This is a genomic window from Micromonospora alfalfae (assembly GCF_022230925.1).
GTDB lineage: Bacteria > Actinomycetota > Actinomycetes > Mycobacteriales > Micromonosporaceae > Micromonospora > Micromonospora alfalfae.
The window spans coordinates 18,716-33,759 of the sequence record NZ_JAKKFH010000011.1; the positions used below are offsets into that span (position 1 = coordinate 18,716).

A 15,044-nucleotide genomic window follows, 5' to 3' on the forward strand; every position below is an offset into this window, starting at 1 on the left:
GCCGGGATCGGGGACGCTACCACCCAGCGGCGCGCTCAGTCGGCGAGCAGGTCGAGCAGCAGCGCGGCGGTCCAGCTGAACGCCGGTGAGCCCAGCCCGGCGCCGGTGTCCGGGTGGAAGTACTCGTGGCAGCCGGCCCCGGCGACCAGACCGATCATCGAGCGGCGCAGCCCGGCGGCCAACTCCGGGTGCCCGTGGCCGAGCAGCCCACGCCGGACCAGCCAGCCGATGTTCAGCCAGCTCGGCCCACGCCAGTAACGAAGCGGCTCGAAGTCGGGTGCGGTGCGGTCGTAGGTGGGCAGCGGCCGGTCCATCCGACGGGCCACCCCGAAGCGCGCCGACCGGGCCTCGACGACCAGCGCGTCGACATTCCGGGTCGGCAGGTCGGGCAGGATCAGCGGGGTCAGCCCGAGCACGGTACGGGCGCTCACCAGCCGGTCGGTGCGCAGGTCACGGGGCTGGAACGTGCCGGTGTCAGGGTCGTACAGCCGGCGTACCAGTGCTTCGGTGATGCGGGCCGCGCGGACCCGGTGCGGTCCGGGGTCCCCACCGACGAGCGCGGCGATCTCGGCGAGGGCGTGTTCGGCGGCCCCGAACGCCGCGTTGAACAGCGGGCACTCCACCAGGAACGGGTGCCCGCCGGCCAGGTCCCGGTCGGAGTAATAGTGGTCGCGGTAGGCGGCGACGATCGCCAGGTAGCGCGCGTAGTCCAGGTCCGTGGGGCGGTGCGCGGCGTCGGCGTGCGTGGTGTCGTGCCGACGGTACGCCCGCATCACTGCCGCCTCGGCCGGCACCGCGGCCATCGGCTCGTCCCACGCCGGGCTGTTGTCCAACCCCGACTCCCACGGGTGCACGATGCAGACCAGTCCGTCACCGGCCACGTCCCGCCGGTCGGCCAGGTAGCGCTGTTGGGCGACCAACGCGGGGTAGAGCACGCGCAGCGCGGCCAGGGCGGTCGGGTCGGGCGTCCGCCGGTACGCCAACAACGCGGCGAGCGCGTGCACCGGCGGCTGGACCAGGCCGGAGGTGGCCACCGTCGGCGCTCCCGGCACGTCGGCCGATCGCCACATCTCCGGCCCCGGGAAGTACGCGCCGACCCGCAACGCCGGGTTGAACACGATGTGCGGCACCCGTCCGTCGGCCCACTGCGCCCCGAACAGGCTTGCCAGCTCCCGCCAGGCACGGTCGGGGCGGACCTGGGCCAACCCGATCGCGATGAACGCGGAGTCCCAGCTCCACTGGTGCGGGTAGAGCGTGCGTGAGGGCACCGTGTGGTCGTGCTCCCAGTTGGCGTCGAGCGTGTCGATCGCGAGCCGACGCAGCCCGCCCGCGTCGGCCGGGCCACCCTTACCGGCGGTGTCGGTGCGCGTCGGCCCGGCGTCGGCGGGCAGGCCGACACCGGCGGTCGCGTCGACGCTTGTCGGCCCGGCGTCGGCGCTCACGCGGCGGCCCGCCGAGGCAGCGCGTGTCGCAGCACCGTGGCCGCCTGTTGCAGGGCGCGGACCGGGTCGCCGCGCAGCCGGCACTCCAGGGACAGCCACCCCCGGTAGTCCAGCTCCAGCAGGGTACGCACCAGCGCCGTCCAGTCCAGGTGCCCGGCGCCGGGCTGGTACCGGTTGGAGTCGCTGACCTGGACGTGCCCGAGGTACGGCGCGGCGGCGCGCAGCGCGCGGTGCACGTCGTCCTCCTCGATGTTCATGTGGAAGGTGTCGGCGACCACCCGGACCGACGGCAGCCCGAGCGCGGCGCAGAGCGCCACCGCCTCGTCGAGACGGTTGACCATGTGGTCCTCGTACCGGTTGAGGGGTTCCAGGAAGAGGGTGACGCCCTCGGCCCGGGCGTGTTCGCCCAGCTCGCCGAGGGCGTCGAGGAGCACCTGCCGGTCGCCGTCCGGCGGGCGGGGTGGCTCGAACGGCGGGAGTCGTCGGGAGAACATCCCCCAGGCGGCCGGGGTCATCACCCCGACGCCACCCAGCTCGGCGATCACCGAGAGTTGGGAGCGCAGGTTGTGGACGGCGTCGGCGGACCGCGCGCTGTCGAAGTCGCCGATGAAATGGTCCATCTCGACGCAGACGGTGGGCATCACCACCCCGGCGGCGCGGGCCCGGCGCAGCTCGGGCAGCCGGCGGGCGAACGCCAGGTCGCCACGGCCGCGTAGTTCGATGCCCTGGTAGCCGAGGGCGGCCGCGAGGGCGTACTTCTGGATCAGGTTGGTGCCCGGCAGGAGTTGTTCCTGGCAGGCCAGCGCGATGGTGGTCATGAGAACCTCAGCACGACTTGGAGGACGTCACCGGCGCCGCGGTCGAGCAGCGCGAGGGCGTCGGCGACCGCGCTGGCGTCGACGATGTGGCTGACCAGCGGCAGCGGGTCGACGCTGCGGTCGGCCACCAGGTCCATGAAGGTCTGCGCGACCCGGTCTCCGGTCCACCGGCCGGCCATGCTCGGCGCGGGGGTGGGCCCGGAGACCTGGGCGGCCACCAACTGGATGCGGTTGTGGTGGAACTCCTCGCCGAGGCCGAGCGCGTCGGCCTGGCCCTGGTAGAAGCCGGCGGCCACGACCCGGCCGGCGTGGGCGGTGGAGCGGATCGCCTCGTGCAGCGCCGGGTACGCGCCGGACAACTCCAGGCAGACGTCGGCTCCCCGGCCGGCGGTGGCCTGGCGCAACACGGCGGCGGCGGAGGTGACGGTGGCGTCCACAGTGGATTGTGCGCCGTATCTGGCGGCGTGCTCCAGCCGGTCGGGAACCGGGTCGACGGCCACCACCCGGGCCCCGGAGAGCACGGCGAGCCGGGTGGCGAGCAGCCCGATGACGCCCTGGCCGAAGACGCCGACCCAGTCACCGAGGTGCAGGTCACCGGCGAGCACGGCGGTCAGCGCGATGGCGCCGGGGCGGGCGAAGACAGCGGCGAGCGGATCCAGCCCGGCGGGGAGCGCACGGACCGCGTCGGCGGCGAGCACGGCCTCGGCCCGGTGCCCCCAGATGCCCCAGACGAGCTGCCCCGGGTGTCGGTCGGTGACGTCCGGCGCGACCTCGACGACCTCGCCGACCTCTTCGTAGCCGAAGCCGATCAACGGGTAGGGAACCGGGCTCTGTCGGGGGACGAACATCCGGGCGGCGTCGTCCCAGTCTTTGCTGAGCCGGGGATTGCTGCCCCGGTAGAGGGTCAGCTCGGTGCCGGCGGAGATGCCCGAGTAGCAGGTGCGGACTCGGACCTGGCCGGGGCCGAGCGGATCCGGCGGGCAGGGCTCGAGGCTGATGCGTCGAGGCCCGGCGAGAGAGACCACCCAGTTGCCCATGTGTCACATCCCGGTAGCACTGGGCTCCAGGATAGACACAAAATCGCGATATGTCTTGTTATTGATCAATCGAAGGTGTTGAATCCGGCATGTACCCTTCGAGAGGAGTGCCACCGATGTCAGCACCTCCGAGGCGGATACTCGCCACCACAGTGATCCTGGCACTGACCGCGTCCACCCTGCTGGCCTGCGGCGACGACGAACCCGACAGCAACAGCAAGAAGATCACCGTCTGGAGCCTGGAGGACGTGGCCGACCGGGTCACCGCCACCAAGGCGATCATCGCCGACTTCACCGCCAAGACCGGGATCCAGGTCGATCTCGTGACCGTCAACGAGGACCAGTTCCCCTCCTTGATCGCCGCAAACGCCGCCGCCGGCGACCTGCCCGACGTGGTCGGGTCGGTCTCCCTCGCCGGCATCCGTACGCTCGCCGGCAACGAGCTGCTGCACACCTCGGCGAACGCGGAGGTCGTCGACAAGCTGGGCAAGCAGACGTTCTCCCCCCGAGCGCTGGAGCTCACCTCCGACGACGGCAAACAGCTCTCCGTGCCCAGCGACGGTTGGGGGCAACTGCTCGTCTACCGCAAGGACCTGTTCGCCGCGGCCGGCCTGCCCGCCCCCGACACGTACGAGCGGATCACCGCCGCCGCGGCCCGACTGAACACCGGCGGCGTCGCCGGCATCACCGCGGCGACCGCCCCCAGTGACGTGTTCACCCAGCAGACCTTCGAGCACCTGGCGTTGGCCAACGGCTGCCAGCTCACCGACGACTCGGGGAAGGTGACACTGGATTCGCCCCAGTGCGTCGAGGCGTTCCGCTTCTACGGTGACCTGATCCGCACCAGCTCGGTGAAGGGCGCGCAGGACGTGGACACCACCCGGGCCACCTACTTCGCGGGCAAGGCCGCCATGGTGATCTGGTCACCGTTCATCCTCGACGAGCTGGCCGGGCTGCGCAACGACGCCAAGCCGACCTGCCCCCAGTGCCAGGCGGACCCGGCCTTCCTCGCGAAGAACAGCGGGTTCGTCACCGCGATCAAGGGGCCGAACGGCACCGAACCGGCCCAGTACGGCGAGATCAGCTCGTGGGCGGTTCTCGACGGCGCGGTGACCGATCCGGCGAAGTCCTTCGTGGAGTACATGCTCAGTGACGGCTACCCGCGCTGGTTCGGCATGTCCCCCGAGGGCCGCTTCCCGGTGCGCAAGGGCACCCCGGCCGAGCCGGAGGCGTACCTGACCGCCTGGAACACCAGCCAGGCGGGCGTGGACGCGAAGAAGCCCCTCACCGACGTGTACGGCGACGAGGTGCTGGCCACGCTGCGCCGCAGCCCGGACACCTTCGGGCGCTGGGGGCTCAGCCAGGGGCAGGGCAAACTCGTCGGCGCCATGCTCGGCGAGTTGCCGGTGCCCAAGGCCCTGGGCGACCTCGTCTCCGGCAAGTCCGACGCGGCGGCCACCGCCAACCGCGCCACGAAGGACGTGGACGCCATCAAGGCCGGCGTCAATTGACCACCACCGCGCCCGGCCCCGGCCGCTCCCCCACCAGGGAGCGGTCGGCGCCACCCCGGCGCCGACAGTTGACCCTGCGCCGCCGCGAATCCCGGGCCGGGCTCGCGCTGGTCGCACCGACACTGCTCGTCACCATCGCTGTCATCGGCATTCCGATCGTCTGGACGGTGGTGCTCGCCTTCCAGCGGGTCCGGCTGGCCACTCTGCGCAAGACCGGTCTGTTCGGCGAGTTCACGATGGACAACATCGACCGGGTGCTGCACACCCCCGGCTTCGCCGAGACGCTGTGGGTCACGCTGATCTACAGCATCGGCGGCACCGTCGGGTCGATAGTGCTCGGCCTGGTGGCCGCACTGGTCGTCCGCCGGCCGTTCCGTGGTCGCACCCTGGTCCGGGCGTCCATGCTGCTGCCGTACGTGGCGCCGGTGGTCGCCGTGACGTTCGTCTGGCAGGTGATGCTCGACCCACAGCTCGGCATCGTCAACGCGTGGGGTCAACGCCTGCTCGGCTGGGACGCCCCGGTGCCGTTCCTCACCCAGGAGTCGACAGCGTTGGCCACGGTGATCGCCTTCGAGGCGTGGCGGTACTTCCCGTTCGCGTTCCTGTTCCTGCTGGCCCGGCTCCAGGCGGTGCCCGGCGAGTTGGAGGAGGCCGCCCGGGTCGACGGCGCCACCCCCACCCAGCGGTTCCGACACATCCTGCTGCCGCAACTGCTGCCGGTGATCGCCCTGCTGGGCGTGCTGCGCTTCATCATGACGTTCAACAAGTTCGACGACGTCTACCTGCTCACCGGCGGTGCGGCCGGCACCGAGGTGGTCAGCGTGCGGGTGTACGAGTTCCTCACCGCCCGTACCGACATCGGGGCCGCGGCCGCGCAGGCGGTCGTGCTGGCCGTGGTGCTCATCGTGTTCGTGCTGATCTATCTGCGCTTCTTCGGACGGAGGGTGAGCTGATGGACCGGGACGTGGTCGAGACGGTGAGCCTGCGTTGGCTGCGCCGCCTGGTGATCGCCGTGTTCCTGGTGATCACGGTCTTCCCCTTCTACTACATGCTGGTGCTCTCGGTGCGCCCCATCGAGCGGCTGCTGCTCGACCCCGGGGCGCTGGTGGTCGGCTTCGGTGAGCTGACCGTCGCCACGTACGCCGAGGTGTTGAAGGCCACCGACGACGGTGGCCAGGGTTTCCTGACCTTCATCCGCAACAGCGGAATGGTCGCCGTCGCGGCGACAGTGCTCACTCTCCTGGTCGCGATCCCCGGCGCGTACGCGGTGGCCCGGCTGCGGTTCTTCGGCCGGCGACAGGTGGACTTCCTGTTCCTGGCGGTCTACCTGTTCCCGTCGATCGTCATCGCGATCCCGTTGTTCGTGGTCTTCACCCGGGCCGGGCTGCGCGGCTCGCTGTTCGGTCTGGTGCTCGTCTACATCTCGCAGACGTTGCCGGTGTCGGTCTACATGCTGAAGAACTACTTCGAGACCATTCCGGTCAGCCTGGAGGAGTCCGCCGCCATCGACGGCGCCGGCCGGCTCGGCATCATCCGCCGGGTCAGCCTGCCCCTGGCGATGCCGTCGATCATGGCGGTCGCGCTCTACGACTTCATGATCGCCTGGAACGAGTTCCTCTTCGCCCTGCTGTTCCTGGTCGACAAACCGAACAGGTGGACGGTGTCACTCGGGTTGTCACTGCTCGCCGACGGGGTGGAGGTCCCCAAGACCGTGCTGATGGCCGGGTCGGTAGTGCTCACGCTGCCCATCGTGATCCTCTTCTTCGCCAGCGAGCGGCTGCTCACCGAGGGGCTGACCAGCGGCGCGGAGAAGGGATGATCGTCTCGTCCGGGTCGCCCGCCCGGCCGCCACCGGCCCGGATACGGTGGCCTCATGGCCAACCCGACCCGCTGGGCGACCGACACCGGTCCCGAGCACTCACAGTGGTATATCGACCGGTTCCGGAAGCTCGCGGCCGAGGGCGCTGACCTGGCCGGCGAGGCCCGGCTGGTGGACGCCCTCGTCGCGCCCGGCTCCCGCATTCTCGACGCCGGCAGTGGCACCGGCCGCGTCGGCGCCGCGCTGGCCGAGCGGGGTCACACGGTGGTCGGGGTGGACGCCGACCCCGCGCTGGTGGATGCCGCCCGCGCCGACTATCCCGGCCCGACGTGGCTGGTCGCCGACCTCGCCGAACTGGATCTACCGGCGCTGGGTGAGGCCGAGCCGTTCGACGCGGCGGTGCTGGCCGGCAACGTACTCGCCTTCGTCGCCGTCGGCACCGAACCGGAGGTGCTGCGCCGGGTCGCGATGCACCTGCGGCCCGACGGGGTGCTCACCGTGGGCTTCGGCACCGAGCGTGGTTACCCGCTGACCGCGTTCGACGCCGACGCGGTGGCCGCCGGCCTGCGGGTGGAGCAGCGCTTCGCCACCTGGGACCTGCGCCCGTGGCGTGACGACGCGCCGTTCGCGGTCACCGTCCTGCGCCGCCCGGCCGACTGAGCACCGTCTGCCGCGCGCTGCTCCGCCACGCCGCAGGGCCGGGTCGCCCTCAGTCCCCGGCGGCGACGGCGCGGGCGGCGGCCGGGTCGAGGGTGGCGCCGGCAGGCACCAGGCTGACCAGCCCAGCCGGTAGCCGCACCGGCCGCACGTCGCGGTAGCCGAGCATCGGGAGCACCTCGCGGTCGGCCAGCACGTAGCGTCGGCCCAGGTCGGTGACCACGGAGACCGCGCCGCCGGTCGCGCCGGGCGCTGCGGCGGCCTCGACCACAGCGCCGCGGCCTGGCTCCACCACCACATGGTCGGCCAGCACCGCGCCGCCGGTCGTCGCGGTGCGAGGCACGGCCGTCAGGTCCCGCAGCGGTACGCCCCAGCGCACCTCACCAACGCCGCCATCGTCGCCGATGCGGGTGCAGAGCGCCCCGCCGTCGCCGGCCGCGAGCCGGGGCGGAGCCGGTGGTGGGGCGTTCGGACCGGTTGGGGCGAGATCAGGCACCGTGGGCAGCGCCGCGAACCGACCCAACGTCATCGGCACCGGCTCGACCTGCCCGGTGCGGGCCAGCAACAACCCCGCCTGCAACTCGGTGATGCCGGCCAGACCGGCGTCGAGCGCCACCGCGTACTGCCGGCCGCCACCGGAGTTGCTCACCAGGTAGACCGTGCCGATCGCCGCACCCGGCACCCGGGTGGCGGGCCGACCCAGCGCGGGCAGATCGAGCGGGGCGAGGTCGGTGCCGGCGGGCAGCGAGTTGAGCAGTGCCGGCGCCACCCGGACCGCCTGGGCGCGGGTGGTGGCGAGCGCCGCCAGCACTCGGCTGGGATCACGGACGAGGTAGCGGCGCTGGTGCCAGACCAGGTGCAGCCCACCGTCGGGGTGACGCAGGAGCAGCGCGTCGTCGCCCAACTGCCGACCGCCGTCGGGCTCGGTGCCGATCAGCAACGCCGAGCGGGGCGCCTCGCCGCCCGCACCGGCCGGGACCGTTGAGCAGACCGTCCACGCCGTGGCGGCCAGCCGGCCCGGGGCGGGCAGCGAGTCGGGTGCGTCGGCGATGCCCAACGGCAGCCCGCGCGGCACTCCGTCGATCGTGCGTCGGGACACCAGGACCGTCTTCGAGCGGTCCGCACCGACGATGAGCAGCGCCGAGGCGTAGTTGAGCACCGGGTGCAGCTTCTGCTCGCGGTAGACGAACCGGGCGCCGGACTCCTTCTCCACGATCACCGCGCCCGGGTCGCGCCACCCCTTGCCGCCGCCGGCGAACAGGCCGTAGAGGGCGAAACCACCGAGCCCGATCGCCGCGACCAGGACGCTGGCCAGGCCGGCGCCGGCCAGCCGCCGAAACGGCGACTGCGCGGGGTCGGTCTCCCGCATGACCAGGGCGGCGACCGCCCGCTGGACGCTGAACTGGTAGGAGTGCAGCTGGTCCTGCCGCGACGGCATGAGTCCGTTACCTTTCGGTGCGCTCTAGTGAGCGCGTGATTGGTTGCCCCGCCTTGCGGTGGGGGCGGTCCCGGTCTTGCCGGCGGATGCCGTGCCGGGTTCACGTTTCACAGCCACCTGCCCTTGTGTGTGGGTCTTCTGGTCGGCTCCGCGTGCTGCCACCGAGCCACTCCCGGCGGTGTTGAGCTCGGCCGCGAGGGCGGCCAGGTTGAGTGCGGCGTTGCGGTCACGGTCGATGACCAGACCGCACGCCTCACAGTCGTACTCACGCTCGTGCAGGGCGAGCTTGGCTTTTACCGCGCCGCAACCCGAGCAGGTTTTCGAGGACGGATACCAGCGGTCGGCCACGAGCAACCGGCCGCCGTTCCACCTGGTTTTGTATGCCAGCTGACGGCGGATCTCGGCGAACCCGGCGTCAGCGATGTGCCGGGCCAGCCGCTGGTTGCGCAGCATGCCCGCGACGTTCAGGTCTTCGACAACGATGGTGCCGTGTTCGCGTGTCAGCCTCGTGGTGAGCTTGTGCAGCCCGTCGCGGCGCAGGTTCGCGACTCGCGCATGGGCGCGACCAAGTCGGTCCGAGGCGCGTTGCCAGCGGTTCGAGGGGCGACAGCCGGTGCGCCGGTCGGGGCCGGACTTCCGCGACGACGCCCGACCGAGCGCCCGCAGTCGGGCCTGCGCGGCGACGAGGTGGCGCGGGTTGTCGACCCGCTCGCCGGTGGACAACACCGCAAGATGTTTGATCCCGACATCCACCCCCACCACCGAGCCGCGCCGGGCCGGTTGCCGTTCGGTCCGCTGCACCTCGACGGTGAACGAGACGTGCCACCGTCCGCCGTCGCGGCGCACGGTGGCGGACATGATCCGCGCGGTGCCGCCCTCGATACGGCGGGCGAGCTTGCGGGCGGATTCGTGCAGCTTCAACCGTCCCAGCCTCGGCAGCACCACGTGCCGGCGGTCGGGCTCGACGCGGATCGCGCCGGTGGTGAACCGCACCGACGGTGTGCCACGGCGGCGGGACTTGAAGCGGGGGAAACCGACCGGCCTGCCGGCCCGCCCGCCCTGACGGGAGTCAGCCCAGTTCTTCAAGCCGCGGGCGAGAGCGTCCAGGCCGGTGTTGAACGCCTCTTTCGACACCTCACCCCACCACGGCGCCGCTTTGGCCTTCGCTTCGTTCCACGCCTTGCGCAGCCCGGCGAGCGACCACGGCAGTGACGGCGTCAGGAACTCATCCGGCACCCCATAGGAGCGCTCCGCAGCGCGCTGGTCCATGACCGCCTTGACCCGGGCGAGCGCCCAGTTGTGCGCCACTCGCGCGGCCCCCACATGCGCCCTCACGGCGCGTTCCTGGCCTGGGGTGAGGTCGAGGGCGAACCGGTAAGCCTGGATCGTCTTCACGTCGGATCCTCGATGACCACCTCGGCCGCGCGGCGAGCCGGTACGCGGGAACAGGCAACGTCCCGGACTCGTACCGCCGTCGCGTACGAGACGCCGGTAGCCGCCGCCCACTCCTTCAAGTTCACACCGCCCCTCTAGACGACCACTGAACACTCCTGACCGTCAGAACGCCAGCAGTTACTTCCCCTCCAGTGGATCGGCCGGGCACAGGATATGCGCTGCGTCAATGTCCCGTGGACCCTGCGTGGCCGCCCGTCGCGGGGCAACCGGTACCATCCGTGGACGAATCCGGCGGCGAGAGGGCATCCGTGGGCGCGCGTTTCGAAGAGCTGGCCTGGCGAGAGACCCCGATCGGCGCGATCAGCCTGCGCCGACGCCGGGACCCGGCACTCCAGGTCGAGGTCTACGAGGTCAAGCTCGACGACGAGTACCTGATGTCCAGCCTCTTCCCGGTCGCGGAGATCGAGCTGGCCCGGCTCGGTCTCGCCGAGGTGGCCGGTGAATCGCTCGACGTGGTGGTGGGCGGTCTCGGGCTGGGTTACACCGCCTGCGCGGCGCTGGGCGACCCCCGGGTGCGCTCACTGTTCGTGGTGGAGGCGATCGAGGACGTGATCGACTGGCACCAACGAGGGCTGTTGCCGTTCGCGGCAGGGCTCGCCGAGGACCCGCGGACCCGCTTCGTGCAGGCCGACTTCTTCGCGGCGGTGGCCGGTGACATTGGCTTCGACACAGAGGTGCCCGGCCGGCGGTTCGACGCGGTGCTGCTCGACGTCGACCACTCCCCGCGCAACGTCCTGCACCCGAGCCACGCGGCGTTCTACCCGCCGGCCGGGTTGCGTCGCCTGGCCGCCCTGCTGCGCCCCGAGGGCGTCTTCGCGCTCTGGTCGGACGACCCGCCGGACGCCGAGTTCACCGCCGCGCTCACCGAGGTGTTCGCGAGCGTACGCGCGCATGTCGTGCCGTTCGCCAATCCGCTGACCGGCGGGGAGTCGGCAAACACCGTCTACGTGGCGCGTACCGGCTCCTGATCGACTTCGGTGTGCCGCGCGCGCATGGTGTCGGCCGGACGGGGAACGAGAAGCCGGGGCCGGCCGCACCAGGCGCGGCCGGTTACGGGAGGTCGACATGCGTGCACTGCTCTGGGTTGTCGGCGTGGTCGCCGGCGTGCTGATCCTGCTCGGGTTGGTTCTCGAGGCGGTCCGCTGGCTGATCATCATCGGTGTGATCGCGCTGGTGATCGTGATCGTCTGGGGCTTCGTCAAGGGGCGGCAGGCCATGAGTCACCAGTCCCGCCGACGGTGACCGGCGGCGGGGCCGGTCAGAACCAGTCCGGGCGCATGTCGAGCGTGGTTCGGTCCATGTTCGCCAGCAGGTCGAACTGCGGGCCGGTGCGGGGCAACTCGACTGCGAAGAAGTAGCGGGCGGCCTGCCGCTTGCCGGCGTGGAACGCGTCGCCGGCGCCCTCCGCCGGCAGCGCCAGCACCTGCTCCAACCACATCCACGCGATCACCACGTGCCCGACGGCCTCCAGGTAGGCGCTGGCGTTGGCCAGTGCGAGCACCGGGTCACCGTCGGCCCACAGTCGGCGGGTGACAGCGGTGACCCGGTCCACCGCGGCGGCCAGCCGGTCCGCCAGCTCGGACGCCTCTCCCCCGACCTTCCGGGCCCGCTCGACCGTGTCACCGATCGTCGTGGTCAACAGGGCGAGACCAGCGCCGCCCTGCATGATCATTTTGCGTCCCAGCAGGTCCAGTGCCTGGATGCCGTGGGTGCCCTCGTGGATCGGGTTGAGCCGGTTGTCCCGGTAGTGCTGCTCCACATCGTGGTCGCGGGTGTAGCCGGCACCGCCGAGCACCTGGATCGCGAGGTCGTTGGCGGCGAGGCACCACTGCGACGGCCAACTCTTGGTGATGGGGGTGAGCACGTCCAGCAGCAGGTGCGCGCGCTCGCGGTCGGCCTCGGCCGGTGCGGTCTTCTGCTCGTCGAGCAACCGCGCGCAGTAGAGCACCAGCGCCAGCGCCCCCTCCACGTAGCTCTTCTGGGCCAGCAGCATCCGTCGGACGTCAGGGTGGTCGATGATCGGCACCTGTGCGGCGGCCGGGTCCTTCGCGCCGACCGGCCGGCCCTGCGGCCTTTCCTTCGCGTACGCCAGGCTCTTGAGGTAGCCGGTGTAACCCAGCGCGGTGGCGCCCGCCCCGACCCCGATCCGGGCCTCGTTCATCATATGGAACATCTGCGCCAGACCCTGATGCGGCGCACCGACCAGGTGACCGACGGCTCCGGCGCGGCCGGCCGGGGCGTGCGCGCCGTCACCGAAGCTGAGCAGGGTGTTTGTGGTGCCCCGGAATCCCATCTTGTGGTTGAGCCCGGCCAACGCCACGTCGTTGCGCTCGCCGAGCGACCCGTCCGGTCCGACCAGCACCTTCGGCACGATGAACAGCGAGATGCCCTTGACGCCGGGCGGCGCGCCCGGGATGCGCGCCAGCACCAGGTGGACGATGTTCTCGGCCAACTCGTGGTCACCGCCGGAGATCCACATTTTGGTGCCGAAGAGCCGGTACGTGCCGTCCGCCTGCGGCTCGGCGCGGGTGGTGATGTCGGCCAGCGAACTGCCGGCGTGCGGCTCGGACAGGCACATGGTGCCGAAGAACCGGCCGTCCAGCATGGGCCGGACGTAGGTGTCCACCTGCTCGGGGCTGCCGTGGGCCAGCAGCAGGTTGGCGTTGCCCAGGGTCAGGAACGGGTACGCCGAGGTGGCCACGTTTGCGGCCTGGAACCAGGTGAAGCACGCCGCCGCGACGGCGTGCGGCAGTTGCAGGCCACCGACAGCGGCGTCCAGCCCGGCAGTGAGCAGGCCCGTCTCGGCGAAGCTGTCCAACGCCGCACGGACCTGCGGGATCAGCCGCACCCGCTGCCCGTCGAAGGTGGGCTCGGCCAGGTCGGCGGCACGGTTGTGCGGGGCGAACTGCTCGGTGGCCACCCGCTCGGCGAGATCGAGGGCGTCGTCGAAGGTCTCCCGGGAGTGCTCGGCGTAGCGGGGCCGCTCGACGAGCTCGGACACCCGCAGCCACTCGTGCAGCAGGAAGTCGAGGTCACGGCGGGAGAGCAGGGTGGACGGCACGGCACTCCTCAGCGGGCACGGGGGCGGGTCGGGCCGGGGCGACGGCCCACTGTCGCCCCGCCCATCCTGGCGGATCCACAGGACGCGCACCACCGGCCCGGGCCGGCTTCGACGAGCGGAACTTGTCACACCGACCGCCTAGCGTCGTTGCCCGTGAGCGCACCTGGAGACGTCCCGCCCGAGGTCCTCGACCGGCTGCGGCCGATCTGCCTCGGGCTGCCGGAGACCTACGAGGAGCCCGCCTGGGTCGGCACCCGCTGGCGGATTCGCAAGCGGACCATCGCCCACGTGCTCACCGTCGACCCCGATCGCCAGCCGGTGCACGCACGGGCCGCCGCACTCGACCAGCCCGCCTGCCTGCTGACCTTCCGGTCGCCACTCGACGAGATCGCCGGGCTCCTCGCCACCGGGCACCCCTTCTACAAACCGGACTGGAGTGCGAACGTGATGGGCATGGTCCTGGACGAGAACACCGACTGGGAGGAGGTGGGTGAGTTGCTCACCGAGAGCTACGTCGTCATGGCCCCGAAGCGGCTCGCCGCCCGGATCGGCCCCCCGGCACCGCCGACAGGCTGAGCGCCGTTGGCACCCTCTCGCCGGATCAGCGCCGGCGGTGTCCTGCGGCCGGCGGTTTCGGCCGGCGCGCTCCGGGGATACCGCGCCGGATGGCAGTAGCCGTCGGTCACCGGCCGAAACCGAGGCGCCGCCGGGCGGGTGAGGAGCAGGTCCATGTCGTCGCTGCCCACCGAGGAGGATCACCGGTTGACGCCGGTGTTCCAGGAAGACCGGGTGTGCACGGGCGTGACCACAGTGCGCGGGCGGGTGTTCCTGAGCTACCCGTCGGCGGATCGGCCCGGCGTGCAGGTGGTGGAGGCGCTGCCGGACGGCCGTCGTGTCCCCTACCCCGACGCCGAGTGGAACAGTGCCAACCAATCGCCGAGTGGGGCGTTCGTGCACGTCAACGGGTTGCGCGTCGGCCCGGATGGCCGGTTGTGGATCGTCGACTCGGGTTCGCCGCAGATCGGCGGCGCGCAGGTGCCGGGCGGTGCTCGGCTGATTGCTGTCGACCCGGACGACGACAACGTGGAGCGGGTCTACCACCTCGATGAGGCGGTGCACCCGGGCAGCTACGTCGACGACGTCCGATTCAACGGCCGGATGGCGTACTGCAGCGACGCCGGGGCGGCCGGCCTCATCGTGCTCGACCTCGACTCGGGTCGGTCGAGACGGGTGCTGGACGGGCATCCGAGCACGGCGGGCGGCCCGGTGGTCGCCGACGGTCGCGTGCTGCGCGACCCGGACGGCGCCGAGGTACACCTGCACGTGGACCAGTTGGAGGTGTCGCCGGACGGTCGCTGGCTCTACTACCAGCCGGCCTCGGGCGGAATGTCCCGGATCGCCACCCGCTGGTTGGACGACCCGTCGGTGTCCGCCGACGAGCTGGCCCGGACTGTCGAACGCTGGTGTGACACACCCAGCACCGGTGGCACTGCCATCGACGCCAACGGCACCATCTACCTCAGCGATCTGGAACGGCGGCGCGTCCTCGTCCTCGCACCCGACCGCAGCGTGCGGACGCTCGTCGCCGACCCCCGGCTGGCCTGGGTGGACGCGATGTGGCTCGACGCCGACGCGCGGCTCTGGATGCCGGCGGCCCAGCTGCACCTGACCGCCGGGCTCAACGGCGGGGTCTCGGCCGTCGACTACCCCGTGCAGATCTACCGGATACCGGTCGAGGCCGGGCCACCCGCCCGGGACCACCCCTGAGTGCCCAGTCCGGCAGCCGCCGGTTCGCACCGGGCAACC

The 15,044-nt window shown here is 71.7% G+C and carries 15 protein-coding genes; 8 read left to right on the forward strand and 7 right to left on the reverse strand.

The genetic code is table 11. The features are described 5' to 3' along the window. Window positions 1–35 precede the first annotated feature (35 nt). From MED01_RS10875 to MED01_RS10885, 3 genes are read right to left on the reverse strand one after another with little or no spacing between them, the layout of a single operon-like run. A complete protein-coding gene (locus MED01_RS10875; RefSeq protein ID WP_372493651.1) occupies window positions 36–1,391 on the reverse strand; it encodes an MGH1-like glycoside hydrolase domain-containing protein in 1,356 nt (451 codons plus the stop codon). Between the two features lie 47 nt (window positions 1,392–1,438). Further along, window positions 1,439–2,260, reverse strand: coding sequence for a sugar phosphate isomerase/epimerase family protein (locus MED01_RS10880; RefSeq protein ID WP_238668387.1), 822 nt, complete (start codon window positions 2,258–2,260; stop codon window positions 1,439–1,441). After that, window positions 2,257–3,297 carry a zinc-dependent alcohol dehydrogenase gene (locus tag MED01_RS10885; RefSeq protein WP_238668388.1) on the reverse strand — a complete coding sequence of 347 codons (1,041 nt, stop codon included), beginning with the start codon at window positions 3,295–3,297 and terminating at the stop codon, window positions 2,257–2,259. Before MED01_RS10885 ends, MED01_RS10880 begins: the two co-directional genes overlap by 4 nt. Before the next feature lie 116 nt (window positions 3,298–3,413). Between MED01_RS10885 and MED01_RS10890 the strand changes: the two genes are divergently transcribed. From MED01_RS10890 to MED01_RS10905, 4 genes are read left to right on the forward strand one after another with little or no spacing between them, the layout of a single operon-like run. Continuing rightward, the gene (locus tag MED01_RS10890; RefSeq protein ID WP_238668389.1) at window positions 3,414–4,808 is read left to right on the forward strand and encodes an ABC transporter substrate-binding protein; all 1,395 of its coding nucleotides are present in this window, start codon (window positions 3,414–3,416) and stop codon (window positions 4,806–4,808) included. Next, complete coding sequence (locus MED01_RS10895) at window positions 4,805–5,761, forward strand: carbohydrate ABC transporter permease (RefSeq protein WP_238668390.1); 957 nt, start codon at window positions 4,805–4,807, stop codon at window positions 5,759–5,761. The genes MED01_RS10890 and MED01_RS10895 overlap by 4 nt, the downstream gene beginning before the upstream one ends. Next, the gene (locus MED01_RS10900; RefSeq protein ID WP_196927015.1) at window positions 5,761–6,627 is read left to right on the forward strand and encodes a carbohydrate ABC transporter permease; all 867 of its coding nucleotides are present in this window, start codon (window positions 5,761–5,763) and stop codon (window positions 6,625–6,627) included. Before MED01_RS10895 ends, MED01_RS10900 begins: the two co-directional genes overlap by 1 nt. Before the next feature lie 54 nt (window positions 6,628–6,681). Beyond that, entirely contained in the window at window positions 6,682–7,287 is a 606-nt protein-coding gene (locus MED01_RS10905) for a class I SAM-dependent methyltransferase (protein ID WP_238668391.1), read from the forward strand. A 49-nt stretch (window positions 7,288–7,336) separates the two neighbouring features. On the opposite strand, the gene eccB is transcribed toward MED01_RS10905, so the two are convergent. The 3 genes from eccB to MED01_RS35685 are packed head-to-tail and all read right to left on the reverse strand — an operon-like array spanning window position 7,337 to window position 10,242. Continuing rightward, window positions 7,337–8,722 carry a type VII secretion protein EccB gene (gene eccB / locus MED01_RS10910; protein WP_238668392.1) on the reverse strand — a complete coding sequence of 462 codons (1,386 nt, stop codon included), beginning with the start codon at window positions 8,720–8,722 and terminating at the stop codon, window positions 7,337–7,339. A 24-nt stretch (window positions 8,723–8,746) separates the two neighbouring features. Beyond that, complete coding sequence (gene tnpB, locus MED01_RS10915; RefSeq protein ID WP_238668393.1) at window positions 8,747–10,117, reverse strand: IS607 family element RNA-guided endonuclease TnpB; 1,371 nt, start codon at window positions 10,115–10,117, stop codon at window positions 8,747–8,749. Further along, the gene (locus MED01_RS35685; protein WP_266302799.1) at window positions 10,114–10,242 is read right to left on the reverse strand and encodes a hypothetical protein; all 129 of its coding nucleotides are present in this window, start codon (window positions 10,240–10,242) and stop codon (window positions 10,114–10,116) included. Before MED01_RS35685 ends, tnpB begins: the two co-directional genes overlap by 4 nt. A 183-nt stretch (window positions 10,243–10,425) precedes the next feature. Here MED01_RS35685 and MED01_RS10920 point away from each other — a divergent pair, with 183 nt between their 5' ends. Then, complete coding sequence (locus MED01_RS10920) at window positions 10,426–11,145, forward strand: polyamine aminopropyltransferase (RefSeq protein ID WP_238668394.1); 720 nt, start codon at window positions 10,426–10,428, stop codon at window positions 11,143–11,145. 97 nt (window positions 11,146–11,242) lie between these two features. Then, entirely contained in the window at window positions 11,243–11,419 is a 177-nt protein-coding gene (locus tag MED01_RS10925) for a hypothetical protein (RefSeq protein ID WP_238668395.1), read from the forward strand. Between the two features lie 16 nt (window positions 11,420–11,435). Here MED01_RS10925 and MED01_RS10930 read toward each other — a convergent pair whose 3' ends face one another. After that, window positions 11,436–13,238 carry an acyl-CoA dehydrogenase gene (locus MED01_RS10930; protein WP_238668396.1) on the reverse strand — a complete coding sequence of 601 codons (1,803 nt, stop codon included), beginning with the start codon at window positions 13,236–13,238 and terminating at the stop codon, window positions 11,436–11,438. 153 nt (window positions 13,239–13,391) lie between these two features. On the opposite strand from MED01_RS10930, the gene MED01_RS10935 reads away from it, so the two are divergent. Both MED01_RS10935 and MED01_RS10940 read left to right on the forward strand, forming a co-directional pair. Next, complete coding sequence (locus MED01_RS10935) at window positions 13,392–13,814, forward strand: MmcQ/YjbR family DNA-binding protein (protein ID WP_238668397.1); 423 nt, start codon at window positions 13,392–13,394, stop codon at window positions 13,812–13,814. A gap of 153 nt (window positions 13,815–13,967) precedes the next feature. Next, window positions 13,968–15,005, forward strand: coding sequence for an SMP-30/gluconolactonase/LRE family protein (locus MED01_RS10940; protein ID WP_238668398.1), 1,038 nt, complete (start codon window positions 13,968–13,970; stop codon window positions 15,003–15,005). The last annotated feature ends 39 nt before the right edge of the window (window positions 15,006–15,044 follow it).